This window comes from Streptomyces sp. NPDC000878, from assembly GCF_053599695.1.
In genome coordinates, this window is sequence record NZ_JBSFMT010000003.1 from 26,715 (window position 1) to 52,301 (window position 25,587).

Consider the following 25,587-nt stretch of genomic DNA (forward strand, 5'->3'; position numbering starts at 1 on the left):
CCGCGAGGGGTGAACGCCGCTTCCGGGGACGGGGGGACTGCGGCGCGCGGCTCGGGGTACGAGCAGTGATGCGACCGGGTCCGGCTGGACCGGTCATCGAGAAAGAAACGCATGATCGACCATCTGGGCGGAGCAGTGATACCGACTGGTTTCGACGTGCCCGTCGAACCGCTGCGACGGGCGACGCACTTCACCGGCGAACCGGGCTGCATCGCGGAGGCACGCGCCTTCGCCGAGCGCTTCCTGGAGCAGCTGAGGAAGGAGTGGTGTGCCCCGGCCGACAGGCGTGCCGAAGGTGAACTGGTGCTGGTGGTGAGCGAGTTGGTCACCAACGCGGACCGGCACAGTCACGGACCGTACGTCCTCGAACTGGAGGGCACGGACACCGCCGTGACGGTGTGCGTGTACGACAGCAGCGCCGCGCTGCCCCTGCGCTACCCCCGGGACCCGGAACGGATCGGGCGGCACGGCCTGGAGATCGTCCACGCCCTCGCCACCGAGGTGACGGCGCGCAGGGTGCCCGTCGGCAAGTACGTCCGGGCGGTGCTGCCGCTCAACCAGAACCAGGGAGCCGGCCGGTCATCGGGACAACCGGCGAGGCAGGCGTAGTCGAAGTAGCACTACGCCTGCCTCCACATCGGGGTCCGGTCGGGTCAGGCGTAGTCCAGCTCTCCGAGCATGCCCTCGCGCAGTTGCGTGATGATGCGCTTGATCAGCCGGGAGACATGCATCTGCGAGCAGCCGAGCAGCTCGCCGATCTCCGCCTGGGTGGCCTCCTCGACGAATCGCAGATGGATGATCTGCCGGTCGCGGTCGCTGAGTTCGGCGAGCAGCGGGGCGAGCGACTGGAAGTCCTCGACCAGCCGCATCCCGTGCTCCTCGACCCCGATGAAGTCGGCCAGCACCGCCTCGCCGCCCTCCGGCCCGTCGCCGGTCAACGCGGCGTCGAGCGACGCGGAGTTGTAGCCGTTGGCCGCTATCTGGCCCTCGACGACCTCGTTCTCGGGCAGGTTCATCAGCGTGGCCAGTTCGGCGACCGTCGGATCGCGGTCCAGCCTGCTCGCCAGTTCCTCGCGGGCCTTGGCCAGTTCGACGCGCAGCTCCTGGAGCCGGCGCGGAACGTGCACCGCCCAGGTCGTGTCACGGAAGAACCGCTTGATCTCACCGATGATGTACGGCAGCGCGAACGACGTGAACTCCACCTCACGGGACAGCTCGAACCGGTCGATGGCCTTGATCAGGCCGATCATCCCGACCTGGACGATGTCCTCCATGTCGTCGCCGCGGCCCCGGAAACGCCCGGCGGCGAACCGCACGAGCGACATGTTCATCTCGATCAGGGTGTTGCGCGCGTACTGGTGGTCGTGCGTGCCCTCTTCGAGTTCGGTGAGGCGCTGGAAGAACTGGCGGGACAGCTCACGCGCGTCACGCGGGGCCACCTTTCGCGGTTCCGGGACTCCGGGCAGTGGGGCGTCACCCGTCCTGGTCCTGGCGGTGTCCTCGACGACCTCTGCCTTCGACCGGATCATGGCGGTGTCCATTACCTGTTACCTCTCCCACGAAACATCACGCTACGGATGATGGAACCGTTCCGGAAAGCGCGTACCCGGTCAGCCGCCGGACATGCCATCTGTGATGTTCCCTACTGGAGACGGGTGGACACGAGGTGTGAAAGGCCCACGAACAACGGGTGTTGACCTGGCAGTAAGGACCGTGGTTCCGGTTGTGGCGGAGGCGTAGACACCGTGGGGCGATTGCTGGCCACCGGTCGGGGGATCGGCGTAGGGGACCCGCCGGCTCAGGGGACCCGGGTCGCCGTGATCAGCTCGTGGAGGTAGCGCTTGGTGAGCCGGCCTCCGTACCGCGTCTCGATCAGATCCCGGACGCAGGCGAGCAGGCCCTGGCGGGAGGGCGCGTCGAGGGCGCGGTGGCCCGAGTAGGTGAGCAGGACGTCGATGTACTCGTCGACGGTGTACGCGATGTCCCGCGCATGGCGCCGGACGGTGACGTCGGTGAAGTGCTCCGAGCGGTCGAACTCCCCGGTGTCCGTCGCCGTGTCGGCCTCGTCGACCTGTTGCAGATCGGGCGGGGTGGCCGGGTCCCACTGCTCGTAGCACCGCTGCACCCGTTCGAAGAAGTCGACGGTGCCGCCCTTGACGTGGTGCGTGGTGACGATCGCGAGCAGCCCGCCCGGCCGGAGCGCCCGGGCCGCCCTGGGCAGGGCCACCGCCGGGTCGAGCCAGTGGAACGCGGTCGCGCAGACGACCAGGTCGAACGGCTCGGCCGGCAGCGGCCACCGCTCGAAGTCGGCGACCGTCACCTCCGCGAGCGGGAACGCCCGCAGGTTGCGCCGGGCCACCTCCGCGAGAGACGGGCCCAGTTCCACGGCCGTGATCCGGCAGCCCGACTCGGCGAGCGGCACGGTGAGTTGGCCCGTGCCGAGGGCGATCTCCAGGACGCGGCTGCCCGGGCCGAGGCCGGCCGCGCGGGCCAGGTCGTCCACGAGGGCCTCTGGATACCGGGGGCGTGCCCGGTCGTACAGCTCGGCCGCCTCGTCGAACGTGTCACGCAGCATGCTCGCCCCTCTTGCCCGGTCGCCCCGCCGTGGTGATTCCACCCAGGGCAGAATGCCGATCCCTTCCCTCTGAAGCGACGGCTTTTAGGCTGAGGGGGTGAGCAATCAAGCGCCGAACCAGGCCCGCGTGATCCCGCTGCGTCCGAAGACCACGCCCGCACCGGCCCCCGCCGCCCCGGTGGCCCCGCCGACGCCCACACCCAGGGAGCCGCTCCTCCGCGACCTGGTCGGTGACGTCCTGCGCCGTGAACGGCTCGCCCAGGAACGCACCCTCAAGGATGTGGCCGACGCGGCCAGGATCTCCATGCCGTACCTGTCCGAGCTGGAGCGGGGCCGCAAGGAGGCCTCCTCTGAGGTCCTCGCGGCAGCCGCCCACGCCCTCGGCCTGGGCCTGGGAGACCTGCTGTCCCTGGCCCAGACCGAGCTGACGCGGCACACCCTGAGCCGTCCCCGCGCGCGGACGACCACCGGCACGCCGTACAACGGGCTCTGCCTGGTCGCCTAGCCGACCCGGTCGGCCCGGTCCGTCAGACTCCGACGAGGCGTCGGCTCAGCACCTCGTCGGCCAGGCCGTACGCGACCGCCTCCGCGGCGGTGAACACCTTGTCGCGGTCCATGTCCGCGCGCAGTGTCGTCACGTCGTGGTGCGTGTGCCGCGAGAGCACCTCCTCGACCTGTGCGCGGATCCGGACCATCTCCTTGGCCTGCACGGCCAGGTCGGAGACCATGCCCCGGTGTCCGTTGCTCGCCGGCTGGCCGAGCAGCACCCGCGAGTGTTCGAGGACGAAGCGGCGCCCGGGGTCGCCCCCGGCCAGCAGCACCGCCGCCGTCGAGGCCGCCTGACCGACGCAGAACGTCGAGATCGGCGCCTGGACGAACGTCATCGTGTCGTAGATCGCCATCAGCGAAGTGAACGAGCCGCCGGGCGAGTTGATGTAGATCGCGATCTCGCTCTCCGGCGAAGACGACTCCAGATGCAGGAGCTGAGCGATGACGACGTTGGCGACGCCGTCGTCGATCTCGGTGCCGAGGAAGATGATCCGCTCGGACAGCAGCCGGCTGAACACGTCGTACGACCGCTCGCCCTGCGGGGTGCGCTCGACGACGTTCGGAATCGTGTACGTCCCCATGTCAGAGCCCCATCCGTCGTCGTGAGGCGGCCGGGCGTACGTCGGCCAGCGAGCCGACCACCTGGTCCACCATGCCGTACTCCTGGGCCTGTTCGGCCGTGAACCAGCGGTCGCGGTCGCCGTCCCGCGAGATCGTCTCCTCGCTCTGGCCGGTGTGCCGGGCGGTGATCCGCTCGACGGCCTTCTTCGTGAACTCCAGGTTCTCCGCCTGGATCTCGATGTCCGCGGTGGTGCCGCCGATGCCGGCCGACGGCTGGTGCATCATGATCCGCGCGTTCGGCAGCGCGTACCGCTTGCCGGCCGCGCCCACGCTGAGCAGGAACTGGCCCATGCTGGCCGCGAATCCCATGGTGAGCGTGGACACGTCGTTGGGGATGAGCTGCATCGTGTCGTAGATCGCGAGGCCCGCCGTCACCGAGCCGCCGGGGCTGTTGATGTACAGACTGATGTCGGTGCGCGGGTCCTCCGCCGACAGCACGAGGAGCTGGGCGCAGATCCGGTTCGCGGAGACCTCGTCGACCTGCGTACCGAGGAACACGATGCGCTGGGCGAGCAGTTGGGCGGCCAGATGGTCGTCGAACCGGGAGGGCGGGGTGTCGCCCTCCTCGGCCCGGGGCAGCAGGGCCGGCCAGGGACCGGCGGCGGTGAGTGGGGACATGGGGGCTCCTGGTCGAGACGTGGAAGTGTCGGGGTGTCGATCGCGGACCGTCGTACGGCTCCGCGCTTCCCACTCTCGGCCCGACCCGACGTCATCGGCCGGTTTCTCGGCCTGCGGCAGATTCGCTGTCGGCAGAGCCGTCGGACCGGCCCGGTCCACCGGCCCGCCAGGGACGGAGCTTCTCGGGGTTGCGCACCGCCCAGATGCGCCTGATCCGGTCGCCCGCGATCTCGAACGCGAACACGGTCGCGACGGTGCCGCCCTGGTACGCCACCAGGCCGGGCAGGCCGTTGACCGCGCACTCCACGAACGCCGTGCGGTCGCCCGCCACCCGGGCGATCTCGGCGTAGGCACGCGCGATCCGCTCACCGCCCACGAGCGGGTGCACGTGGGTGACGGCCAGCCCACCGCCGTCGGCGGTCGCGGTGGCGTCGGGGTCGAGCAGGCCGATCAGGGCGTCGATGTCCTTGGCCTCCCACGCTGCCCTGAACCGGCTGACGATGCCGGCCTGCCCCGCGCTCGGGCCCGCCGGGGTCCGCGCGGTGCGGATGCGACGGCGGGCGGACGAGGCCGGTTGACGGCACGCCGCCGGAGTGCGGCCGACGATCTCGGCGACCTCGCCGAAGGGGTTTGTAGCTGCTGCCGCTGGAATGTGTTCAATGGTGAGCGGGAGTGAGTGTGGGTGGTCTGTGCCCTGCTGTGAGCCGTGGCGATGGCACCGGTTTTCGGCGGGGAACTGATGTTCTTGCATCGAATGCGTGACCCTCAGAGGGGCCTGCTCGTTGGACGCGGTGACAGTGTTCTGCGGGTGGGGTCGGGCGTGATGGGGTGAGTGAGGCGAGGAGTGTCGCGGCGTCGTTCGTCGCGTCCGGTCCCAGCGGTGTGGCCGTCCGGACCCGTCTCAAGGGCTTGTCACCGGGCGACGAGATGGTGCTGCGTCTGGTGGGGGCGCATTTGGGGGCGCTGGCGTCGAAGGATCTCAAGGCGCGGTGCTCGGACGGGCTGTCGCATTCCGGTGAGGCGTGGGCGGTGCGCAAGCGGGAGCTGACGCCGTTGTCGTCGTCGAGGTGGGCGGGCAGCATCACCAAAGCCACGCACGACCAGTGGGCGGACCGCGTCGCGGCCAATCGGGCGATCGCCTACTGTATCCACCTCGATACGGGCCGGGACCGCTGGTACCTGACAGCCTCCTGGCAGCTCCCGGTCGCACAGACCGTCCCGATGGACGCCGCGCTCGCCCACGGCGTGGTCGGTGTCGACATGAACGCCGACCTCCCCCACGCTCGGCTTCGCTCGCGCGGGGGACCCCCACCGCCGCCTGGCGCCTCGACACGCACGGAAACCCGACCGGCAGCCCCCGCCGCTTCTTCTACGACCTCACCGGCACCGCCGAACACCGCGACGCCCAGGTCCGCCACGCCCTCACCCGCCTCCTCCACTGGGCCCGCGCCTGCGGCGTCATGGCGATCGCTGTCGAGAACCTGGATTTCGCCGCGGAGAAGACCCGGGAGAAACACGGCCGCCGCAAACGGTTCCGGCAGTTGATCTCCGGCATGCCCACCGGCAAACTCCGCGCCCGACTGGCGTCGATGGCGGATCAGACGGGTATCGCGGTCATCGCCGTGGACCCGGCGTACACCAGCCGCTGGGGCGCCCAGCACTGGCAGAAGCCCCTTACCAGCACGACCCGCACAACCACTCGCCACGATGCTGCTGCCGTGGCGATCGGAAGGCGCGCCCAGGCGCTGCTCAGCAGCGGCCTCCGGCCGCGGGCCGCCCCCGCATTCCCGGACCACGGACACGATGCGTGCCGCCCGGACGCGGAGTGAACGCGGGCAACCAGAACGCCCAACACCGTCCGGGGCGTTCGGCCGAGCATGAGACCTGGCAACAGGACTCGCTCCCGCTCAGTCTCCAGGAACGGTAGCGGAAGACGTCGTGCAACGCGACGCGTTCGGCCGGGGCCATCGCGTCGAGGACGACCAGGAGGGCCATCGTCACCGATTCGTCGAGGGTGACCCGATCGGCCGGGTCGGTCATGCCGATGCCGGAGCGCCCGGTGATCCACTCCGTGGGCTCGGGCAGCGGGCTCCGGGATCCACTCGCGCACGTACATCTCCCGCCTGGCCCGCGCCGAGCACCTACCTTCTCCTGGCCGAGGCCCACGAACTTCGCTGATCATGGGGTCGACGCCGGGGAGCACGGTGGCGGGGTGCCGTCCTTGTCGTCGAGCCCGCCGCCGTTCCCGCCCCGCGCCTCAGCCCATCCGGTCGTCGGCCGACAGGTGTTCCACGGTCCTGCCGGTCTCCGTGAAGGTGCGGGTCACATGGCTCGAGGAGTACACCCACAGGATGCGCAGCGGGGTGCTCCCGATGTTGCGGAAGAGGTGGGGGACGGGGGACGGGACGTACGTCGTGTCGAACCGCTCCAGCTTCGTCACCTCGCCGTCGACCCAGACCTCCGCCTCGCCCTCCAGGACCGTCACGTGCTCGTCGCAGTTGTGCGAGTGCAGCGGCGCCCCGGAGCCGACCGGGTACACGCTCATCCCGCTGGTGATCCGGTTCTCCCCGCCGGCCGAAGGCGTGGTGATCAGAGGTGTCGAGACGACCGCACCGCCACGGTTGAGCGGCGGTACCGACGAGACCTTGATGATCGTGGTCATACGGGAGTTCCTCTCCACTTCACGGTGATGCGCGTCGACCGACGGTAGGTCGCACGGCCGCGCTCGGGTGCCCTCCGGCGTGCAGTTTTACCTTGCGTTCCGGGAGGGGTGAGCTTTCCGGACCCGGCTGTACCGTCGGCTCGCATCGCACGGCTCGTGAATGCGTGCCGGACACGCGCCGGACAGAAAAGGCAGGTATCGGCCAGATGAGGCTCCCCGTTCTCAGCGAAGAGGAAATGGACCCGCGGCAGCGGGAGTTGGCCGCCCGCATCGCCGGGCGCCGCGGTGCCGTTCGAGGCCCCTTCCGGGTCTGGCTGCACAGCCCGGAGATGTGCGAACGGGCGGAGTCCCTCGGCGCGTTCGCCCGCTTCGACTGCGGTCTCCCCGAGCATCTGCGCGAGCTGAGCCTGCTGATGGCCGCCCGTAACTGGGACGCGCAGTACTCCTGGAACGCGCATGTGCGCCAGGCGATCGAGGCGGGCATTCCGGAGGCCGCCGTGAAGGCCGTCGCCGAGAAGCGGGAGGCGGTCTTCGACAACGAGGCGGACCAGGCCTTCTACCAGTTCTGCCGGGAGGTGCTGGAGGAGCACTTCGTCACCGACGAGACCTTCGCGCGCGCCCTCGGCCACTTCGGCTCCAAGGGCCTGGTCGACACCATCGGCACGCTCGGCAACTTCACCATGCTCGGCATGTGCCTCAACACCTTCCAGGTGGACCTCCAGGCCGACAAGGAACCCCCATTCCCCGATGTGCGTGGGTACGGGCGCGTGGTCCCCGACGGCGATCAGCCGTGACTCCCCACGCCGCTACGACATCCGACGCCGGTACGGCACCCCGCGACGCGGTCCTGCGCGTCCGGCGCGTCACCAAGAGCTTCGGCGGGGCGACCGCGCTGAAGGGCGTCGACCTCGATCTGTACCCGGGCGAGATCCATGCGCTGATGGGCATGAACGGCGCGGGCAAGTCGACCCTGGTGCAGATCCTCTCCGGGGTCCACCAGGCCGACGGCGGCACCGTCGAGATCGGCGGCCAGGCGCACTCCGCGCTGACCGTGCGCAAGGCCCGCAGACTCGGGATCGCCTGTGTGCCGCAGCGCCGTGAACTGGCGATGGGGCTGACCGTCGCCGAGAACGTACTGCTCGGCGACCTGCCCACCCGGGGCCGTGCCGTGCGCTGGCGGGCCGTCAGGGACGAGGCACGCAGCGCGCTGTCGGGCCTCGGCATCGACATCGACGTGGAGCGGGTCGCCGGCACCCTCACCGTCGCCGAACAGACCATGGTCGAGGTGGCCCGCGAGGTCCGCCGCGGAGGCCGTGTCCTGATCCTCGACGAGCCGACCGCCTGCCTCAGCGCCAAGGACGCCCACCGGATCCGTGCACTGGTGCGCACCCTGCGGGACGACGGGGTCGCCGTCGTCTACATCTCGCACTACATCGACGAGGTCATGGCCGTCGCCGACCGCCTCACCGTCCTGCGCGACGGAGAAGTGGTCACCACTGCCCCGGCCACCGAGATGGACCCCGCCTCGCTGGTCCGCAGCATGGTCGGCCGGGACGTCGTCTCGCAGCGGCCCGAGCGGCCCGAGCGGCCCGAGCGGCCCGAGCGGCCCGCCCCGAAGCCCGAGAGCGGCCTGACCGTACGCGGGCTGAGCCATGGCCGGGCCGTCCAGGACTTCACCGTCGACGTGCGCAGGGGCGAGATCGTCGCCGTCCTCGGCCCCGCGGGCGACGCCCAGTCACGGCTGTTCGACCTGCTCTCCGGGCGGCAGCGCCCCGACACGGGCGAACTGCTCGTCGACGGCCGGGCCGTGCCCTTCGGCCGGGTCCCGGCCTCGCTCGCCAGCGGTCTGCGCTGTGTCACCGGCGACCGCCGCACCCTGGGGCTGGTCCCGGGGATGACCCTGGACGAGAACCTGATGCTGGCCGGTGACCGCTTCGCCCGCCGCAGACTGCACCGGCGCGGTGAACTCGCCCGCCGCGCCGCCCCGTTGCGCAGCAGCTACGGCGTGGTCGCCCTCAGCGGCAACCCGCCCGTGGGCGCGTTGTCCGGCGGCAACCAGCAGAAGGTCCTGCTCGGCAAGTGGCTGGAGACCGAGCCGGTCGCCTGCTTCCTGGAGGACCCCACCAACGGTGTCGACGTCGCCGCCATGGCCGACATCCACGCCCTGGTCGACGACCTCGCCTCGCGGGGCGTGGCCGTCCTGCTCGCCTCCTGCTCCGCCGAGGAGGTCATGCGCCTCGCCGACCGGGTCGTCGTCGTCAGCGCCGGGCGCACGGTCGCGGAACACGACATCACCGCCATCACCCGCGACGAACTCGTCGCCACCGCACTCGGAGGTCAGCCGACGTGAGCCTCAAGACCCCCTCCGCCACTCCGGACGTCGAGGCCGGCCCGGCGCGGCGCCCAGCGTCCCGGCTGTCGGCGCACGCCCTGCTGCGGCTCCCGCACGGCGGGCTGGTCGTGGTCCTCGTGCTGGTGGCCGTGTTCACCGCCGTCCAGGCGGACTCCTTCACCAGCTCGCAGAACCTCCTGAACGTGCTGAGGCAGATCAGCGTGACCGCCGTCATCGCGGCCGGGCTGACCCTGCTGATGACCGCGGGCGGCATGGACTTCTCCATGGGCAGCAACGCGGCCGTCACCGTGTCGGTGGGCGCGACCCTTCTGCACGACGGCAGGCCCACCGCCGTCACCGTGCTCGTCACGCTCCTCCTCGCCACCGTGATCGGCCTGCTCAACGGCCTGGTCGTGACCTTCACCCGGGTCGCCCCGTTCGTCGCCACCCTCGCCTCCGCGATGCTCCTCGACGGCGTCGCCCTGCTCGTCCTCGACGGCGAGTCCGTCACCATCGGGCAGCGCATGTGGGCCCTCGGCAACGACAAAGTGCTCGGCATCCCCTACCTGTGCGTCGTCGCGGTCCTCGTGCTCGCCGCGATCGGGCTGGCGATGCGGTTCACGACCTTCGGCCGGGACGCCTTCGCGATGGGCGGCAACGAGCAGGTGGCCCGCCTCAGTGGCATCAACGTCTCCGGCCGCAAACTCGCCCTGTACGCCCTCGCGGGTGCCCTCGCCGGTCTGGCCGGGCTGATGCTGCTGTCCCGGCTCGGTGCCGCCGCTCCCAACACCGGCGGGCTGCAACTCCAGCTGACCGCCGTCGCCGCGGTGGTGATCGGCGGGACCTCGCTCGCGGGCGGCCACGGCACCGTCGTAGGGACCGTCCTCGGTGTGGTGCTGCTCGGGGTCGTCGCCAACGCGCTGAACCTCCTCCAGGTCAACAGCTACTACCAGCTCGTCGTGACCGGCGGGGTACTGCTCCTCGCGGCGATAGTCAACGAGTTCCAGCGCAAGTCAGCGCCGGGCCATTAAGCGGGTCAGCGAGCCCCAATGGGGCGAGCCCCAAAGGGGCGCGGGGAACTGCGCGACCAGCCACGACGGCGCCGCACCCGAACCGACAGCTGCTCAGTGCCGTACGCCGCGCGCCCCCGCACTCCCCAACCTTCCCCTCAAAGACGCAGGAAAGGCCGACCCATGAAGCCCACGCCCCGCTCCCGCCGCGCCACCGCAGCCTCGCTCCTGGGCACCGTCGTCCTCGTGCTCGCCGGCTGCGGCACGGCAGACAAAAGCTCGGGCTCCGCCGGAGGCGCCACCCTGGGGTTCGTCAACGGTGCCAACACCCACTTCCACCAGTGTCTGCTCAAGTCCGTCGAGCAGACCGCCAAGGCGCAGAAGGCCACCCTCTTCTCCGCCAACTCCAAGCAGGACGCGGCCACCGAGCTGTCCAACATCGAGGACATGATCGCCCGGAACGTGGACGCCCTGATCGTCCAGACCGTCAACGTCGACGCCCTCGAAGGCGACATAGCCAAGGCCAGGAGCGCGGGAATCCCGATCTTCCTCACCTCCGTCGCCACCTCGGACCTGTCGAACGTCCTCGGCGTCGCCAAGGTCGACCTGAAGAAGGTCGGCGCGCTGGACGCCGGGTGGATCGCGAAGGACGCCGCCGGCAAGGACGTGAAGGTCGGCATCGTGGCGGGTGCTCCGGGCGCCGCCTCCGACCTGCTGGTGGGCGGTTTCGAGGCCGCGCTCCCGGCGACCGCGAGGGTGGTGGCGAACCAGCCCGGCATGTTCAACCCGGCCAAGGCGCAGGACGTCGCCGAGAACATGATCCAGGCCCAGCCCGACCTGGACTACGCCTTCGTTGCCAACGAGGAGATGGCCTTCGCCGTCCGCAAGGCCTTCGACGCGGCCGGCGCCAAGGACGTCAAGATCGTCACCGCCAACGGCACCGAGGACGGCATCGCCGCCATCGAGAGCGGGCAACTGTCCGCGACCGTGGCCAACTCGGCCATGACGATCGGCGAGACCGCGGTGAAGAACACGATCGGTCTTCTCGGCAAGGACCAAGGTGTTGACAAAATTGCCAACATTCCTCTTGTCTTGGTCACCAAGGACAACGTGAGCGACGCACCCCAGTACTGCCCGAAATAGAGGCCCACATATGGATCGCCTGCTCCTCATGCACAGCTTTGTCACTGTCGCTCAGGTCGGCAGTTTCAGTGGAGCCGCAAAGAAGCTGGGCTCCTCCGGCTCACTGGTGTCACGGCACGTCGCCGAACTGGAACGGCAGGTGGGCGTCCGCCTCGTCAATCGCACGGCCCGTTCTGTCAGCCTCACCGAACCGGGTCAGCGGTACTCCGAATTCGCCGCGCGCATTCTGGGGGAAATCGAGGCGGAGGACGCCGGAATAGCCCAACTCCACGACCGGGCCGAGGGAACGCTGAGCATCATCTGCCCCAAGTGGATAGGCAGCCTGGATCTCGGGGACGCCATCGCCGCGTTCTCCGCCGCGCATCCGAAGATCCAGGTCCGTTTCGAACTCGGCGGAATGTCCGACCGGACGTACGACTTCCTGGACAGCGGATTCGACGTCGCCTTCCACACCCGGGACCTGAGGGACTCCAGCGTCCGGCTCAAGAAGATCTCCTCGCTGCCCTTCGTGCTCTGCGCGTCGGAGGCGTACATCAAGCGGTACGGCGCCCTCGCCCACCCCAACGACATCGCCGCCCACGACTGCCTGGTCCACGTCAACGACCCGGTGTGGCGCATCGGCCACGGCCACGCCAGCACCCTGCACAAGATCCGTAACATCGCCTTCTCGTCCAACTCCTACATCGCCCTGCAGAAGGCGGCCGTCCACGGCCGGGGCATCGCCCTGCTCCCACAGCGTCCGGCCTACGACGACCTGCTCTCCGGCGCCCTCCAGATGCTGCTGCCCGACCTGGCCGTACCCGACCGACCCCTGTACGCGATCTACGGCCCCGGACAGGACGCCCCGCGCAAGGTCAGCGTGTTCCTCGAGTTTCTCGCCGAGTGGTTCTCGCAGAACCCGATGCCGGAGATCCGGCCGTAATCGCAAGAAACGATTGCACACCTCGTGCGGCTCGGGACATTGAGGCCGTCGTACGTCGAAAACTACGCTCACGAGGCGACCCGGAAACGAGGAATCCATGGGAATCCAGAGAATCGAATCGGTCACCTACGGCGTCGACGAACTCGACGAATGCGCCCGGTTCTTCGACGACTTCGGGCTCTTCCCACTGGAGAGGACCGACGACCACGCCGTGTTCGAGACGTTGACCGGTCAGACGCTCCACCTGGACGCCCACCCGGGCCCGCTGCTGCCGCCCCCGGTGGAGTCCGGGCCCACCCTGCGCGAGGTCGTGTGGGGCGTCGACACCCGGGAGGAGCTGGAGCGCCTGGTCGCCGCGGCCGGCAAGGACCGGGCCGTCCGCGAGAGCGCCGACGGCGTCCATCACACCGTGGACGAGAGCGGCTTCGGCGTCGGACTGGCCCTGGCCCGGCCGAGGCCGGTGACCGTCACCCCACGGCCGGCCAACGCGCTCGGCGATGTCGACCGCTGGAACACCGCGCTGGAGCCGATCGAGCGGGTCCGTCCGCTGCGGATGTGCCATGTGGCCCTCAACATCGCCAAGTCGGGCAAGGAGGAGGCGGTCGCCTTCTACACCGAGCGCCTCGGCTTCCGGCCCACCGACGTGGTGGAACCCATGGGCGTCTTCCTCCAGGCCCCGGGCGACGACGACCAGCACACCATGCTGCTGTGCCACCGCCCCGACCGGGCCGGCGTCAACCACATCGCGTACGAGGTCCCCGGCTTCGACGACGTGATCGAGGGCGGCAACTACATGATCGAGCACGGCTGGCGGGAGGCCCGCAGACTCGGCCGCCACACGATCGGCTCCAACGTCTTCCGCTTCCTGCACGCCCCCTGCGGCGGTCGCGTCGAGTACGCCGCCGACATGGACCGGGTCGACGACACCTACGAGACCCGCGTCCACGAGACCACCCCGCCCCACCACATCTGGGCCCTGCGCACCAACCGCGACCAGGACGCCACGGCCTCCTGAACCGCCCTTCCCGGCCCCCGACTTGCTTCGCCCGCCTGTCTGAGAGGCATCCATTCCATGACCACCACAGACCACGGCTATCCCGCCGTCCGCATGTACATAGCGGGCGAGTGGTGCCAGGGCGGCACCGGCCGTACCGCCCCGATCGTCAATCCGGCCACCGAGGAGGTGATCGGAGCGGTACCGCTGGCCACCGCCGCCGACCTGGACCGCGCGCTCGGCGCCGCCGACGAGGGCTTCCGCGTCTGGCGTGCGACGCCGATCGCCGAGCGCACCGCGATCCTGCACACCGCCGCCGACCTGATCGGCGAACGCGCCGCCGAGATCGGCCGCGTCATGACCCTGGAGCAGGGCAAACCCCTGAAGGAGAGCAGCGGCGAGGCTCTCCGCACCGCCGACACCCTGCGCTGGCACGCCGACGACGCCCGCCGCGCGTACGGCCGCATCATCCCCTCGGCTCCAGGCACCGTCCTGACGGTCCGGCGTGAACCCATCGGCCCCGTCGCCGCGTTCGTCCCGTGGAACTTCCCGGTGGGCGGCCCCAACCGGAAGATCTCCTCGGCGCTGGCAGCGGGCTGCTCGATCATCATCAAGGGCTCCGAGGAGACCCCCGCCACCGCCGCCGCCCTCGTCCGGTGCTACGCCGACGCCGGGCTCCCGACCGGTGTCCTCAACCTCGTCTTCGGCGAGCCCGCAGAGGTCTCCGCCCACCTCATCGCCTCCCCGGTGACCCGCATCGTCGCCTTCACCGGCTCGGTCCCCGTCGGCAAACTGCTCGCCGCCGAGGCCGGCCAGGTCATGAAGCCCTCCCTCATGGAACTGGGCGGCCACGCCCCGGTGGTCGTCTGCGCGGACGCCGATCCCGTGCAGGCGGCCCGCCGGGCCGCCCAGGCCAAGTTCGCCAACGCCGGCCAGGTGTGCACCTCACCGAGCCGCTTCCTGGTCCACCAGAGCCTGGTCGAGGACTTCACCGCCGAGTTCGTGAAGGCCGCCGAGGCGGTCGTCGTCGGTGACGGCCTGGCCGAGGGCACCACCATGGGCCCGCTCGCCAACGAACGCCGCCTGAAGGCGACGGAACGCCTGACCGCCGACGCCGTCGCCCGGGGAGCCAAGCTCCTCACCGGCGGCGAACGGCCGGACCGCGCCGGGTACTTCTACCCGCCGACCGTCCTGACCGACGTACCGGCGGACGCGGAAATGCTGCACGAGGAACCCTTCGGACCGCTCGCCCCGATCGTCCCCTTCACCGACCTCGACGAGGCCCTCACCACCGCGAACGCGCTGCCGTACGGCCTGGCCGCCTACGGCTTCACCCGGTCCGCCGCCACCGCCGAGCGGCTCTCCGCCGGACTGGAGGCCGGGATCCTGTCGATCAACCACTGCGGGGGCTCGGTCCACGAGGCACCCTCCGGCGGCGTGAAGGACAGCGGTTACGGCCGGGAGGGCGGCCCCGAAGCCCTGGACGCCTACCTCGTCACCAAGCGCGTCTCCCATCTGCTGGCGCCATGAGGTACACGCGAGTCTCGGTCGAGGGCCGGGCGGTGTGGGGCCGGGTGGGGGAGTCACGGATCGAGCTGCTGTCCGGCTCACCGATCACGGACACCCCGGAGACCGTCGACACCATCCCGCGCTCAACTGCCGTATGGCTGCCGCCTGTTGTCCCGCCCGTCTTCTACGCGGTCGGCTACAACTACCCGAAGCACATCGCGCACGCCGGCGCCGCGACCCCGGAGCGTCCAGAGGTCGGCTACCGGGCCAACAACGCGCTCACCGGCCACGGTTCACCGATCGTCAAGCCGACCGAGGTCGAGGGCCGCTTCGAGGCCGAACCCGAACTCGTCGCCGTCATCGGCCGTACGCTCCGCCACGCCACGCACGAGGAGGCGCGCGAGGCCGTCTTCGGCTGGACCATCGGCAACGACGTCAGCGCCCGCACCTGGCAGCACCAGGACCGCACCTTCTGGCGCAGCAAGAACAGCGACACCTTCAAGCCGATGGGCCCCTGGATCGAGACGGACGTCGACGCCCTCGCCCAGACGACCACGCTGAGGGTGAACGGCGAGGAACGGGCCAGATTCCCCACCGGCGACATGGTCTTCGACCCCTTCGACCACATCGTCGAGATCACCAGGCACATCACCCTGCACCCCGGCGACGTGCTGTGGATGGGCGCCGAGGCGACCTGCCAACTGGAACCGGGAGACACCGTCGAGGTCGAGATCAGCGGCATCGGTGTGCTGTCCAACCCCGTAGAACGCGAAGGGAATCGAGCATGAGCAACGCGCCCCGCTACATCCACCACGTCAACTTCCCGACCACCGACCCCGACCGGACCGCCGAGTGGTACACGAAGGTCTTCGGGATGAAGCGGATCATGCCCAAGTCCAACACCCGAGTGGTGCTGATGACCCGAGGCAACTTCGACCTCCACTTCACCCCGGTCGAGGAGATGGAGCGCATGGCGCCCTACCACTTCGCCGTCGAGGTCGACGACTGGGACGACTTCATGGCGCACCTGGGGGAGCTGGGCATCCGGCACACCCGCCCGATCCAACGCCCCGAGAACCAGTCGAAGTTCTGCTACATCCACGACCCCGACCACACCATGATCGAGCTGGTCTGGCACGGCAAGCGCCCCAACTAACCTTGCACATACGGGAGTTGTCCCCATGCCCCTTGCCGACTCCGACGGCACCTCCATCTACTACGAGCGCCACGGCACCGGCCCGGCGATCCTCTTCGTGCACGGCAGCGGCGGACACCATGCCGCCTGGTGGCAGCAAGTGGCGTCGCTGCGCGAGGAGTTCACCGTCGTCACGGTCGACCTGCGCGGCTTCGGCAAGTCCGACTCGTCGATGGCCGAGTTCGACGGCCAGGACTTCCCCGGTGACGTAGTCGCCGTCCTGGACCAGGAGGACCTGACCGACGCGATGCTGGTCGGCCAGTCCATCGGTTCCGTCGCCGCGCTGCGGGCCGGGCTGCTGCGTCCCGAGCGTGTCGGCTCGGTCGTCCTCGGCCACTCCCTGGGCGGCATCAGCCACCCGGAGCTGAAGGAACTGGCCGCCGCCGACCGTGCCGAGGCGGTCAGACTGCCGGTCATCGACCGCCTGTTGACCAAGCGGTTCCAGCGGGAGCGCGCCGATCTGACCTTCCTCTTCCAGCAGATGGGCACCTTCAACGTCGCCAGGATGCAGGACCTGCGCAACCTCGACACCAACGGCCCCTCCCTGGAGGAGATCCAGGCCTCTGGCGTACAAGTCGCTTTCCTGGCCGGCGAGAAGGACGCGGTGCTCAGCGTGAAGACCGTGACCCGCGCCCACGAACTGCTGCCCGGCTCGCACCTGGAGATCGTCCCGGACGCCCCGCACTCCATGTACTGGGAGACGCCGGGCCCGTACAACGCGGCCGTCGCCCGTCTGCGCCGCACCCTCACCGCACCCAAGGAAGCCGCATGAGCCCCGCACCGAAGGAAGCCGCATGAGCAGCCTCACCCTGGACGCCGCCGAGGAGATCATCGACGCCGCCCACAAGCGCGCCCAGGCGATCGGGAAGGCGGTGAGCGTCGCCGTCGTGGACGCGGGCGGTTTCCCGATCGCCATCCGCCGCCCGGACGGGGCCCGCCCGCTCACCCCGGACATCGCCCGAGCCAAGGCCTACACCGCCGCGATCATGCAGCGCCCCGGCACGATGCTGAGGAAGTGGCAGGAGAGCCAGCCGGTCTTCTTCTCCCAGCTCTCCCAGCTCCCGGGCGCCGCCATGCCGATCATGGCCACCGAGGGCAGTATGACCATCAAGAGGGACGGCGAGATCATCGGCGGCCTCGGCATCGCCGGCGGCACCGCCGCCGAGGACCAGCAGATCGCCGAGGAGGTTCTCCAATCCCTCGGCTACGAACTGGAGTTCGCTGCCTGGGGTGTCGCCACGGGCAAGCCCGCGGGAACGTCCGGAAAGGACGCGTGACGTCATGGCGGACACCTTCAACTACCGCATCGACCACCACGGCAGCCTGGTCCGCCCCACCGACCTCACCACGATCGGCGTCGAGCAGGCGGTCGAGGACGCGGTGGTCCTCCAGCGCAAGCTGCGCTCAACGGTCGTCACCGACGGCGACCATCCCCGTGAGGACTTCCGCAGCGCGGTTCTTGACGGGGTCTCAGGATTCCGCCGTACGGACGGGACGGGCGCCGACGGCCTGGTCCGCTGGGTGGCGGAGTCCCTCCCCAAGGCGGGCGGCTCCCTGGTCGCGGATTGGGCGGAGAAGCTCACCGAGCTGACGGTGATCGCCCCCAAGGTCTCCCTGCCCTCCCCGGCGTTCCTCGCCGCGACGACGTATCAGCCCGGACTCGGCCCCTCGTCGCCCCGCGAACTGGGGGAGGCCCTCGCAGAGATCATCCGAGCGGAGATCGCACTGCTGGTGTCGAAGGGCGTACGCCTGATCCAGCTGAACAGTCCCCTGCTGCTGGGTGGCGACCCGGGTGCGCTGTCCTTCGAGGAGGCGCTGGCGGTCGACGCCCTGGCGGTACGGCTGGACGAGCGTCCCGAGGGGGTACGCATCGGCGTCTGCCCTGGCTGGGCGGCCCCCGCCGAAGTGGACCGCGCCCGTACCGAGCAGCTGTACGCGGGCATCCCGGCCGACCGCTGGATTCTCCCCTTCGACCAGGGCACGGAAGCCGAACTCGACCTGGTCAGGACCTTGCCGGACGACCGGGATTTCTGCTTGGGCGTGGTCGACGCGACCAGGCCGGAGTTGGAGGACATCGACACGGTGATGTCCCGCCTGGACGCGGTGGGCGAGTTCAAGGACCTGGAGGACGGCGCCGTATCCCCGTCGAGAGGCTTCGCAGACGCAGCATCGCACCCCCTGCTGACAGCAGAGGAGCAGCGCCGCAAGCTGACCTTGGTGGAGACAATCGCCCGGTACGTATGGGGCAACGAGTTCTGAACCCACCTAGGGGCGCGGGGAACTGCGCGACAAGCCACAGACCACCCGCGCCCCGAAACGCACCTACAGCACCTCGGCAAATGTGACCGTCCGCTCGACAAGCAACGGCCACACCGTCTCCACGATCAACTCCCGGAAGTGATCAGCGACCTTGTGCGCTTCGAACCCGCCCTTGTCGACGTAGCTTTCGTACAGGAGAAAAGCCCCCGGCTGATCAACCACCGAGTGCACCTTGTACACCAGGTTGGCCGGCTCCGTACGTGTACCTTCCCGCGCCTTCAACAACGCGTCCCGCACCACCCCCGCGTCAGCGGGCTCGCAGCGGTACTGGGCGACAACGACGAAAGCCATATCGACTCCTCCGGAGAATGCGCGACACCGCCGATTCCAGCATGAATCCCCTGATGAGCGGCTCGCGCGGAGCGCAACCAATGTGTGCCGCCCCGGGGCTGGCCACCCTTTGCCCAGTGAGGTGTGGTGAACCGCATGCGTACCCTCGAAACCCTCGTCAGCGGCGAGTGGGTGTCGACCGGCGACTGGATCGACGTCCACGACCCGGCCGACGTCCGCACCCCCGTCGCCCGCGTCCCCGCCCTCGCCGCCAAGGACGTCACCCGGGCCTACGACCACGCCGAACGCGGCTTCGCCGTCTGGAAGCGCACGAGCCCCTTCGAGCGGGCACGCGTCTTCGTCGACGCCGCCCGGCTGATCCGCGAACGGGTCGACGGGATCGCCGCCGACGTCACCGCCGAGAACGGCAAGACCCTCGCCGAGGCCACCGGCGAGACGCTCAAGGCAGCCGACTTCCTGGAGTACTACGCCGGTCTCGCCCGCCAGGGCTACGGCACCCTCCTGCACGACGTACGCCCGGGCCACCGCACCCACACCCAGCGCGAACCCATCGGCGTGATCCTCGTGATCAGCCCCTGGAACGACCCGCTGATCACCCCGGCCCGCAAGCTCGCCCCGCTGCTCGCGGTCGGCAACGCGGCAGTGTTCAAGCCGGCCACCGAAACCCCGCTGTCGGGCCTGCACTTCGCCCGTGCCCTGCACGACGCGGGTCTGCCGGCCGGTGTCCTGAACGTCGTGACCGGCCGTACGGCGGAGATCGAGGAGGCTCTCCTCGACGACCCACGCATCGTCGGCATCACCTTCACCGGCTCCAACGCCGTCGGCAACCGCATCCGCCGCCGCCTCGCCGACCGCAACGTCCGCTTCCAGGGCGAACTCGGCGGCAAGAACGCGTCCGTGGTCCTGCGCGACGCCGACCTGCCCGCCGCCGCGAAGGCCGTCGTCGCCGCCTCCTTCGGCCAGGCCGGCCAGCGCTGCACCGCCACCAGCCGGGTGATCGTCGAACAGCCGGTGTACGAGGAGTTCGCGCGTCTGCTGGTCGCCGAGGTCGAGACGCTGAAGGTGGGTCCGGGCAGCGACCCGGCGACGACCCTGTGCCCGCTGTCGAGCCCGAAGCAGCGCGACAGCGTCCTCGCGGACCTGGACAAGGCGATCGAGCAGGGCGCCACCGTCCTCACGGGCGGCCGGGCGGACACCGAGGGCGAGCGCGCCCACGGCTGCTATGTGCAGCCGACCGTCCTCGCCGGTGTCACGCCCGAGACGGCGATCTGGCGCGAGGAGGCCTTCGGCCCGGTGCTCGCCGTCCGCGCGGTCGACGACTTCGCGGCGGCCGTCGAGGCGGTCAACGACTCCGACTTCGGCCTCGCAGCCGCCGTCTTCACCCGCGATCTCGCCTCCGCGTACCGCTTCGCCGACGAGGCCGAGTGCGGTCAGATCGCGGTCAACACCACGACCACCGGCTGGGACGTCCACCTGCCCTTCGGCGGCTTCCACGACTCCGGTACGGCTTACAAGGAGCAGGGCGACGAGGTGCTGCGCTTCTCCACCCGCGTCAAGACGGTCGCGATCCATCTCGGGGAGCCGGTTCGTGGCTGACGAGACCGTCGGCATCGTCGGCGCCGGCATCGTGGGCCTGGCCACGGCCCGCGAGATCGCCCTGAGCCGCCCCGGCACGCGGGTCGTCGTCCTCGAGAAGGAGCAGGAGGTCTCGCTGCACCAGACCGGCCACAACTCGGGCGTCGTACACGCCGGCATCTACTACACGCCCGGCAGCCTCAAGGCCGACCTGACGGTGCGCGGAGTCTCCCTGCTGCGCGAGTACTGCCGGGACCGGGAGCTGCCGTACAAGGAGATCGGCAAGCTGGTCGTGGCGGTCCGCGAGGACGAGCTGGGCCGGATGAACGACCTCTACGAGCAGGCCAGGAACAACCACGTGCCCGATCTGCGGCGGATCTCCAAGGAGGAGATCCGGGAGTTCGAACCGCACGGCGCCGGTGTCGCCGCGCTGCACTCGCCCCGTACCGCCATTACCGACTACCCGGCGATCGCCCGCTCCTTCGCCAAGGACGTCGTCGACTCCGGCGGGGAGGTGAGGCTCGGCTACCCGGTCACGGGCATCACCACCGTGCCGGGCGGCATCGCGGTGGCCTCCGGACAGGAACGCGTCCGCGTGGACCGGCTGATCCTGTGCGCGGGCCTCCAGTCGGACACCGTGGCGAAGCTGGCGCGGGACGAGCGGGAGCCGCGGATCGTCCCGTTCCGGGGCGAGTACATGCTGCTCAAGCCCGAGAGGACCGGCCTGGTCCGCGGCCTGATCTACCCGGTGCCCGACCCGCGCTACCCCTTCCTCGGCGTGCACTTCACACCCCGCGTCGACGGCTCGGTGGAGGTCGGCCCCAACGCGGTCCTGGCCCTGGCCAGGGAGGGCTACACGCGGACGAGGATCTCCCCGAAGGACCTCGTCGGCCTCGCCGCCTACCCGGGTACCTGGAGGATGGCGGCCAGGCACTGGCGTACCGGCATCCGCGAATACCGCGGCTCCCTCTCCATGGCCGCCTTCATGAAGAACGCCGGGCTCTACGTCCCGGGCGTCGGCGTCTCCGACGTCGTGCGCGGCGGAGCAGGCGTCCGCGCCCAGGCCCTCGACCGCGACGGCACCTTCCTGGACGACTTCCGCATCCATCGGGTGGGTCGTGTCACCGCCGTCCGCAACGCGCCCTCGCCGGCCGCCACGGCCTCCATGTCGATCGCCGAACACATCGTCGGCGCTGTCTTCGGCGACGCTTCCGCAAGCTGAGAATGCCCTGCTCAGGGGGTGGTCACGCGCAACAAGTGCTTGCGCTCCCGGGGGCTCCGCAAGGTCTCGCACCACGCCTAGCGTTCCACCCGCACCCACCTCACCACCTCACCACCCTCCTTCGAACAGAAAGAGCCCACCGATGTTCGTTGTCGACACGCAGATCCACATCTGGCTGGAAGAGTCCGAGGACCGCCCCTGGGTCCCGGGAGCGCGGGAGCGCATCCGCCTCAACGGACACCGCGAGGACCCCTTCTCGTACGAGGAGGCGCTGGAGCTGATGGACGAGGCGGGGGTGAACCGGGCGCTGATCCTTCCCCCCTCCTGGGAGGGTGACCGCATCGACTACGCCCTGGAAGCCTGCGAGGCGTACCCCGACCGGTTCGGCATCATGGCCCGCATTCCGCAGAACAAGCCCGAAGAGGGCAAGGCCATGCTCGCGGACTTCGCGCAGAACCCGTACGTCAAGGGCACCCGGCTCACCTTCCACCGGCCGATCGACCGCAACTGGATGATCGACGGCACCAACGACTGGTACTGGCCCCTCGCCGAGGACCTGCGCATCCCGACGATGGTCCACGCGCCGATCTGGAAGCGGGAACTGGGCGAGATCGCCGCCAAGCACCCCGAGTTGAAGATCATCATCGATCACATGGGCATCATGGCCCGCTGCGTCGACGACTCGATCGGCTACTGGGTCTCGGAGACCGCAGACCTGGCCGCGCACCCCAATATCTACGTCAAGGTCTCCGCGCTGCCGGGCTACTCGACGCAGCCCTTCCCGAACAACAACATCCAGAAGTACGTGCGCGAGATGGTCGACAGGATGGGCCCGCAGCGCTGCTTCTACGGCACGGACATCACCCGGCTGCTCGGCCACGGCATCACGTACACCGACACCATCGAGCAGTTCACCAAGCACTGGGACTTCACCCCGGAAGAGCTCGAATGGATCATGGGGCGCGGTATCTCCGAGGTCCTGAACTGGCCGATCGAGGGCTGACATGAGCCAGAGCCACAGCCAACACATGGACGGCGGGGACGCGGCCGTCCGCGCCTTCACCGCCGCCGGCGCCGACTACCTCTTCTGCTCCTCGGGGTCCGAATGGGCCCCGGTGTGGGAGTCACTGGCCCGGCACCACCGCGACGGACTGCCCTGCCCGCGGTACCTGGACCTCACCCACGAGACCGTCGCCGTCGGCATGGCCACCGGCTACGGCCTGGTCGAACGCCGTCCGCAGGGCGTGCTGTTGCACGCGGCCCCCGGCCTGCTCCAGGGTTCGATGGCGGTCCACGGCGCGCTGCTCGCGGGCGTCCCCATGGTCGTAGCCTCCTCGGAGTCGACCACCTACGGCGACGGCCCAGGCCAGGACCCGGGCGGCCAGTGGTACCGCAACCTGTCGATCGTGGGCGGCCCGCACGGCGTGGCCCAGCCGTTCACCAAGTGGTCCACCGAGGCGGCGAGTGTCCACACGCTGCCGACGATGATCACCCGTGCCGCCGAACTGTCCTGGCGGGCTCCGGCGGGACCGGCGTACCTCAACATCCCGCTGGAGATCCTCCTGGAGGAGTGGGACGGCCGTGAGGCCAAGCCGATCGTGCCGCCGGGCTCCACGCACAGCTCGCCCGAAGAGGTCGACCCGGTCGCCCAGTTGATCCGCGAGGCGCAGAACCCCGTCATCGTCACCGAGACGGCGGGCCGGGAGGCCGGAGGCTTCGAGGCCCTGACCGCCTTCGCCGAGGCGTGGCACATCCCGGTCGTCGAGCCGGACTCGGCCGTGTGCGGCAACTTCCCGCGTACGCACCCCCTGCACGCCGGCTCCGACGTCGGCCCATGGCTCGACGAGGCGGACCTGATCCTCCTCGTCAACTGCCGGGCCCCCTTCTACCCGCCCTCCCGCCGCCCGGCCCGCGCGAAGGTCGTCGTCATCGACGAGGTACCGCAGCGCCCGCACATCACCTACCAAGTCCTGTTCGCCGACCACTACTTGGAGGGCAACGTCGCCAACACCCTGCGCCAGCTCACCAAACGGGCCAAGGGGCTCGACACGGCTGCCGTCGCCGCACGCCGTACGGCACAGGAGCAGCGGCACGCCGACGAACGGACGGCGATCGCCGCCGCGGAGGCGAAGGCGGCCGGGGGCGAGGGCATCGACCCGGTGCTCCTCGCCGCGACCCTGCGAGGGCTCCTCGACGGACGGGACGTGATCGTCGTCGACGAGACCATCACCCACAGCCGGGTCGTCAAACGCCATCTCCAAGTCTCCGCCCCCGACTCGTACTTCTACGTCCAGGGCGGCCTCGGCCAGGGCATGGCGGTCGCCCTCGGCGTCAAACTCGCCGCGCGGGAACGCCCGGTGGTGCTCACGATCGGTGACGGCGCCTTCGCGTACAACCCGGTCCTCCCGTCGTACGACGCCTCGAAGACGTACGAACTCCCGCTGCTGATCGTGGTGTTCAACAACCGTGTCTACAAGTCGATGAACCTCAACCACCGCCGCTTCTACCCCGAGGGCGCGGCGGCCGAGACCGGTGAATGGCTCGGCACCGATCTGCACCGGCTGCCCCGACTCGCCGCGTTCGCCGAGCCGTTCGGGATGCACACCGAGACGGTCGACGCGCCCGATGCCCTCGCGCCCGCTCTGGAGCGTGCCCTCAAGGCCGTGGCGGACGGTACGACCGCCGTCGTCGACGTTCTCGTCACCCGCTGACCCAGGAGACTCCCGCCACCATGTCCGACACCCCAACGCCCAAGCCGGGCAAGGTCATTGTCCCCGCCGCTGAACTGCGTACCCTCGCCGCCGCCGTCCTGGAGAAGGCCGGCCTCAGCGCCGAGCACGCCCGCACCACCGCCGACGTGTTCGTCTGGGCCGCGCTGCGCGGCGTCGACTCGCACGGCATCGCCCGCATCCCCGCCTACGTCGAACTGCTCGCCAAGGGCGTGGCCAACGCCAAGCCCGACCTCAGGTTCGAGTCCACCACGCCGGCCGCCGCCGTCCTGGACGCCGACCGCGCCCCCGGCCCGGTGGCTCTGACCGCCGCTGCCGAGGAGGCCGTACGGCGGGCCCGGACGACCGGCATCGCCTCCGTGGGCGTACGCCGGACCGTCCACACGGGTGCCATCGGCTACTACGTCTCGAAGATCGCCGAACAGGGCATGGTCGGCATCGGATTCGTCGCCGGAATGCCGAACATGGGCTACACCGGCGTCAAGGGCGCCGCCGTGGCCACCAGCCCGATCGCCATCGCCGTACCGGCCCGCGAACACGCGCCGCTGCTCCTCGACATGGCCACCGCCACCATCGCCCTGGGAAAGATCCGACAGGCCAGGGCGAACGGCACCCAACTGCCCGAGGGCGCCGCCGCCACCGAGGACGGCACCCCCACGACCGACCCCGAGCAGGCGGTCATGCCGCTGCCGTTGGGCGGTGCCAAGGGCTCGGGCATGTCGCTCGCCTTCGAACTGCTGACCAGCGTTCTCGTCGGCGCCCCGATCCTCTCCGCCTTCCACTCCGACGACCCCCAGGGCCGCAGGCACCGCCAGAACGCCCTGCTCATCGCCCTCGACCCGGCGGCCTTCGGCGACCCGGACGCCTTTGCCGCGGCCGTCGACACCACACTGGGCACCTTGAAACAACTCCCGGTCGCGGACGGCGCCGCAGGCGTCTTCTACCCGGGCGAACGCAGCGCCGCACTGGCCGAGGGCCGGGCCGGCGAGGGGGTGCCCGTGGCACCGAAGGTGTGGCGTGAACTGAGGGAAGCGGCGGAGAAGTTGGGCGTCGCACTGCCCGAGATCACCAGCGTGGAATAGCGGAATCCGATGGTGGCGAGGGAGGCCTCGGGCGGCTTGGCCGACCCGGTGACGAGGGAATCGACGGTCGGGCCGAGGTCACGGACGGGGTCGTTGATGATCCCGGCGGTGAGTTCGTCGCCCTCGATGTCGGCCTTGACGGAGGCCATTGCGGCTCCGGGCCTTGGGCTCCGGGGGGCGATGGCGCTCACCGTGCAGGGCAGGCGGTCGCGGCCGGAGACGCCCGCCACCGGGCCGGT

26 protein-coding genes and 2 pseudogenes are annotated in these 25,587 nt (G+C 70.1%); 20 read left to right on the forward strand and 8 right to left on the reverse strand.

What is annotated here, in order from left to right; genetic code table 11:
• Positions 1-111: 111 nt before the first annotated feature.
• A complete protein-coding gene (locus ACWDR4_RS03685) occupies positions 112-609 on the forward strand; it encodes an ATP-binding protein (protein WP_450403438.1) in 498 nt (165 codons plus the stop codon).
• Positions 610-653: 44 nt separating this feature from the next.
• Here the strand turns inward: ACWDR4_RS03685 and ACWDR4_RS03690 are convergent, their stop codons facing one another.
• Both ACWDR4_RS03690 and ACWDR4_RS03695 read right to left on the reverse strand, forming a co-directional pair.
• The gene (locus tag ACWDR4_RS03690; protein WP_450403440.1) at positions 654-1,541 is read right to left on the reverse strand and encodes an RNA polymerase sigma factor SigF; all 888 of its coding nucleotides are present in this window, start codon (positions 1,539-1,541) and stop codon (positions 654-656) included.
• A gap of 257 nt (positions 1,542-1,798) precedes the next feature.
• Positions 1,799-2,575, reverse strand: coding sequence for a class I SAM-dependent methyltransferase (locus ACWDR4_RS03695; protein ID WP_450403441.1), 777 nt, complete (start codon positions 2,573-2,575; stop codon positions 1,799-1,801).
• A 97-nt stretch (positions 2,576-2,672) separates the two neighbouring features.
• Between ACWDR4_RS03695 and ACWDR4_RS03700 the strand changes: the two genes are divergently transcribed.
• Positions 2,673-3,080: a helix-turn-helix domain-containing protein gene (locus ACWDR4_RS03700; RefSeq protein ID WP_450403443.1), complete on the forward strand. Its 408-nt coding sequence runs from the start codon at positions 2,673-2,675 to the stop codon at positions 3,078-3,080.
• Positions 3,081-3,102: 22 nt separating this feature from the next.
• On the opposite strand, the gene ACWDR4_RS03705 is transcribed toward ACWDR4_RS03700, so the two are convergent.
• The 3 genes from ACWDR4_RS03705 to ACWDR4_RS03715 all read right to left on the reverse strand — a co-directional run bounded on the left by ACWDR4_RS03705 (position 3,103) and on the right by ACWDR4_RS03715 (position 5,114).
• Positions 3,103-3,705, reverse strand: coding sequence for a ClpP family protease (locus ACWDR4_RS03705; protein ID WP_450403445.1), 603 nt, complete (start codon positions 3,703-3,705; stop codon positions 3,103-3,105).
• A 1-nt stretch (position 3,706) separates the two neighbouring features.
• Positions 3,707-4,363 (reverse strand): ATP-dependent Clp protease proteolytic subunit, encoded by a 657-nt coding sequence (locus tag ACWDR4_RS03710; protein ID WP_450403447.1) that lies wholly within the window; start codon positions 4,361-4,363, stop codon positions 3,707-3,709.
• Positions 4,364-4,454: 91 nt separating this feature from the next.
• Complete coding sequence (locus tag ACWDR4_RS03715) at positions 4,455-5,114, reverse strand: hypothetical protein (protein ID WP_450403450.1); 660 nt, start codon at positions 5,112-5,114, stop codon at positions 4,455-4,457.
• 77 nt (positions 5,115-5,191) lie between these two features.
• On the opposite strand from ACWDR4_RS03715, the pseudogene ACWDR4_RS03720 reads away from it, so the two are divergent.
• Positions 5,192-6,290, forward strand: a pseudogene (locus ACWDR4_RS03720) (hypothetical protein).
• Here ACWDR4_RS03720 and ACWDR4_RS03725 read toward each other — a convergent pair.
• Together ACWDR4_RS03725 and ACWDR4_RS03730 are read right to left on the reverse strand one after the other, a co-directional pair.
• Positions 6,227-6,500: pseudogene (locus ACWDR4_RS03725) on the reverse strand (RNA polymerase subunit sigma-24); the annotation flags it as partial. The pseudogenes ACWDR4_RS03720 and ACWDR4_RS03725 sit on opposite strands and share 64 nt — an antisense overlap.
• A 120-nt stretch (positions 6,501-6,620) precedes the next feature.
• Positions 6,621-7,025 (reverse strand): cupin domain-containing protein, encoded by a 405-nt coding sequence (locus tag ACWDR4_RS03730; protein WP_450403452.1) that lies wholly within the window; start codon positions 7,023-7,025, stop codon positions 6,621-6,623.
• A gap of 236 nt (positions 7,026-7,261) precedes the next feature.
• Between ACWDR4_RS03730 and ACWDR4_RS03735 the strand changes: the two genes are divergently transcribed.
• From ACWDR4_RS03735 to ACWDR4_RS03790, 12 genes are all read left to right on the forward strand, one after another.
• Positions 7,262-7,819, forward strand: coding sequence for a carboxymuconolactone decarboxylase family protein (locus ACWDR4_RS03735; RefSeq protein WP_450404042.1), 558 nt, complete (start codon positions 7,262-7,264; stop codon positions 7,817-7,819).
• Positions 7,816-9,375, forward strand: coding sequence for a sugar ABC transporter ATP-binding protein (locus tag ACWDR4_RS03740; RefSeq protein ID WP_450403453.1), 1,560 nt, complete (start codon positions 7,816-7,818; stop codon positions 9,373-9,375). Before ACWDR4_RS03735 ends, ACWDR4_RS03740 begins: the two co-directional genes overlap by 4 nt.
• The gene (locus tag ACWDR4_RS03745; protein ID WP_450403455.1) at positions 9,372-10,388 is read left to right on the forward strand and encodes an ABC transporter permease; all 1,017 of its coding nucleotides are present in this window, start codon (positions 9,372-9,374) and stop codon (positions 10,386-10,388) included. Before ACWDR4_RS03740 ends, ACWDR4_RS03745 begins: the two co-directional genes overlap by 4 nt.
• 162 nt (positions 10,389-10,550) lie before the next feature.
• Positions 10,551-11,510 carry a sugar ABC transporter substrate-binding protein gene (locus ACWDR4_RS03750; RefSeq protein WP_450403456.1) on the forward strand — a complete coding sequence of 320 codons (960 nt, stop codon included), beginning with the start codon at positions 10,551-10,553 and terminating at the stop codon, positions 11,508-11,510.
• 10 nt (positions 11,511-11,520) lie between these two features.
• Positions 11,521-12,432, forward strand: coding sequence for a LysR family transcriptional regulator (locus tag ACWDR4_RS03755; RefSeq protein WP_450403459.1), 912 nt, complete (start codon positions 11,521-11,523; stop codon positions 12,430-12,432).
• 97 nt (positions 12,433-12,529) lie between these two features.
• The gene (locus ACWDR4_RS03760) at positions 12,530-13,447 is read left to right on the forward strand and encodes a VOC family protein (RefSeq protein ID WP_450403462.1); all 918 of its coding nucleotides are present in this window, start codon (positions 12,530-12,532) and stop codon (positions 13,445-13,447) included.
• Positions 13,448-13,504: 57 nt separating this feature from the next.
• Complete coding sequence (locus ACWDR4_RS03765; protein ID WP_450403465.1) at positions 13,505-14,956, forward strand: NAD-dependent succinate-semialdehyde dehydrogenase; 1,452 nt, start codon at positions 13,505-13,507, stop codon at positions 14,954-14,956.
• Positions 14,953-15,723, forward strand: coding sequence for a fumarylacetoacetate hydrolase family protein (locus ACWDR4_RS03770; RefSeq protein ID WP_450403466.1), 771 nt, complete (start codon positions 14,953-14,955; stop codon positions 15,721-15,723). Before ACWDR4_RS03765 ends, ACWDR4_RS03770 begins: the two co-directional genes overlap by 4 nt.
• A complete protein-coding gene (locus ACWDR4_RS03775; RefSeq protein WP_450403468.1) occupies positions 15,720-16,091 on the forward strand; it encodes a VOC family protein in 372 nt (123 codons plus the stop codon). Before ACWDR4_RS03770 ends, ACWDR4_RS03775 begins: the two co-directional genes overlap by 4 nt.
• A gap of 25 nt (positions 16,092-16,116) precedes the next feature.
• Positions 16,117-16,902, forward strand: a complete 786-nt coding sequence (locus tag ACWDR4_RS03780; RefSeq protein ID WP_450403470.1) for an alpha/beta fold hydrolase — start codon at positions 16,117-16,119, stop codon at positions 16,900-16,902.
• Between the two features lie 22 nt (positions 16,903-16,924).
• Positions 16,925-17,407, forward strand: coding sequence for a GlcG/HbpS family heme-binding protein (locus ACWDR4_RS03785; protein ID WP_450403473.1), 483 nt, complete (start codon positions 16,925-16,927; stop codon positions 17,405-17,407).
• Positions 17,408-17,411: 4 nt separating this feature from the next.
• Positions 17,412-18,389 carry a methionine synthase II (cobalamin-independent)-like protein gene (locus tag ACWDR4_RS03790; protein ID WP_450403475.1) on the forward strand — a complete coding sequence of 326 codons (978 nt, stop codon included), beginning with the start codon at positions 17,412-17,414 and terminating at the stop codon, positions 18,387-18,389.
• Positions 18,390-18,452: 63 nt separating this feature from the next.
• Here ACWDR4_RS03790 and ACWDR4_RS03795 read toward each other — a convergent pair whose 3' ends face one another.
• On the reverse strand, positions 18,453-18,740 hold the full coding sequence (locus tag ACWDR4_RS03795) for a putative quinol monooxygenase (RefSeq protein ID WP_450403478.1): 288 nt from the start codon (positions 18,738-18,740) through the stop codon (positions 18,453-18,455).
• A 135-nt stretch (positions 18,741-18,875) separates the two neighbouring features.
• Between ACWDR4_RS03795 and ACWDR4_RS03800 the strand changes: the two genes are divergently transcribed.
• The 5 genes from ACWDR4_RS03800 (at position 18,876) to ACWDR4_RS03820 (ending at position 25,348) form a co-directional block, all read left to right on the forward strand.
• Positions 18,876-20,336, forward strand: a complete 1,461-nt coding sequence (locus ACWDR4_RS03800) for an aldehyde dehydrogenase family protein (protein WP_450403481.1) — start codon at positions 18,876-18,878, stop codon at positions 20,334-20,336.
• On the forward strand, positions 20,329-21,537 hold the full coding sequence (gene lhgO / locus ACWDR4_RS03805; protein ID WP_450403483.1) for an L-2-hydroxyglutarate oxidase: 1,209 nt from the start codon (positions 20,329-20,331) through the stop codon (positions 21,535-21,537). The genes ACWDR4_RS03800 and lhgO overlap by 8 nt, the downstream gene beginning before the upstream one ends.
• Before the next feature lie 142 nt (positions 21,538-21,679).
• Complete coding sequence (locus ACWDR4_RS03810; RefSeq protein WP_450403485.1) at positions 21,680-22,540, forward strand: amidohydrolase family protein; 861 nt, start codon at positions 21,680-21,682, stop codon at positions 22,538-22,540.
• Position 22,541: 1 nt separating this feature from the next.
• Entirely contained in the window at positions 22,542-24,248 is a 1,707-nt protein-coding gene (locus tag ACWDR4_RS03815) for a thiamine pyrophosphate-dependent enzyme (RefSeq protein WP_450403488.1), read from the forward strand.
• Between the two features lie 20 nt (positions 24,249-24,268).
• Entirely contained in the window at positions 24,269-25,348 is a 1,080-nt protein-coding gene (locus tag ACWDR4_RS03820) for an Ldh family oxidoreductase (protein WP_450403490.1), read from the forward strand.
• Positions 25,349-25,587 lie beyond the last annotated feature (239 nt).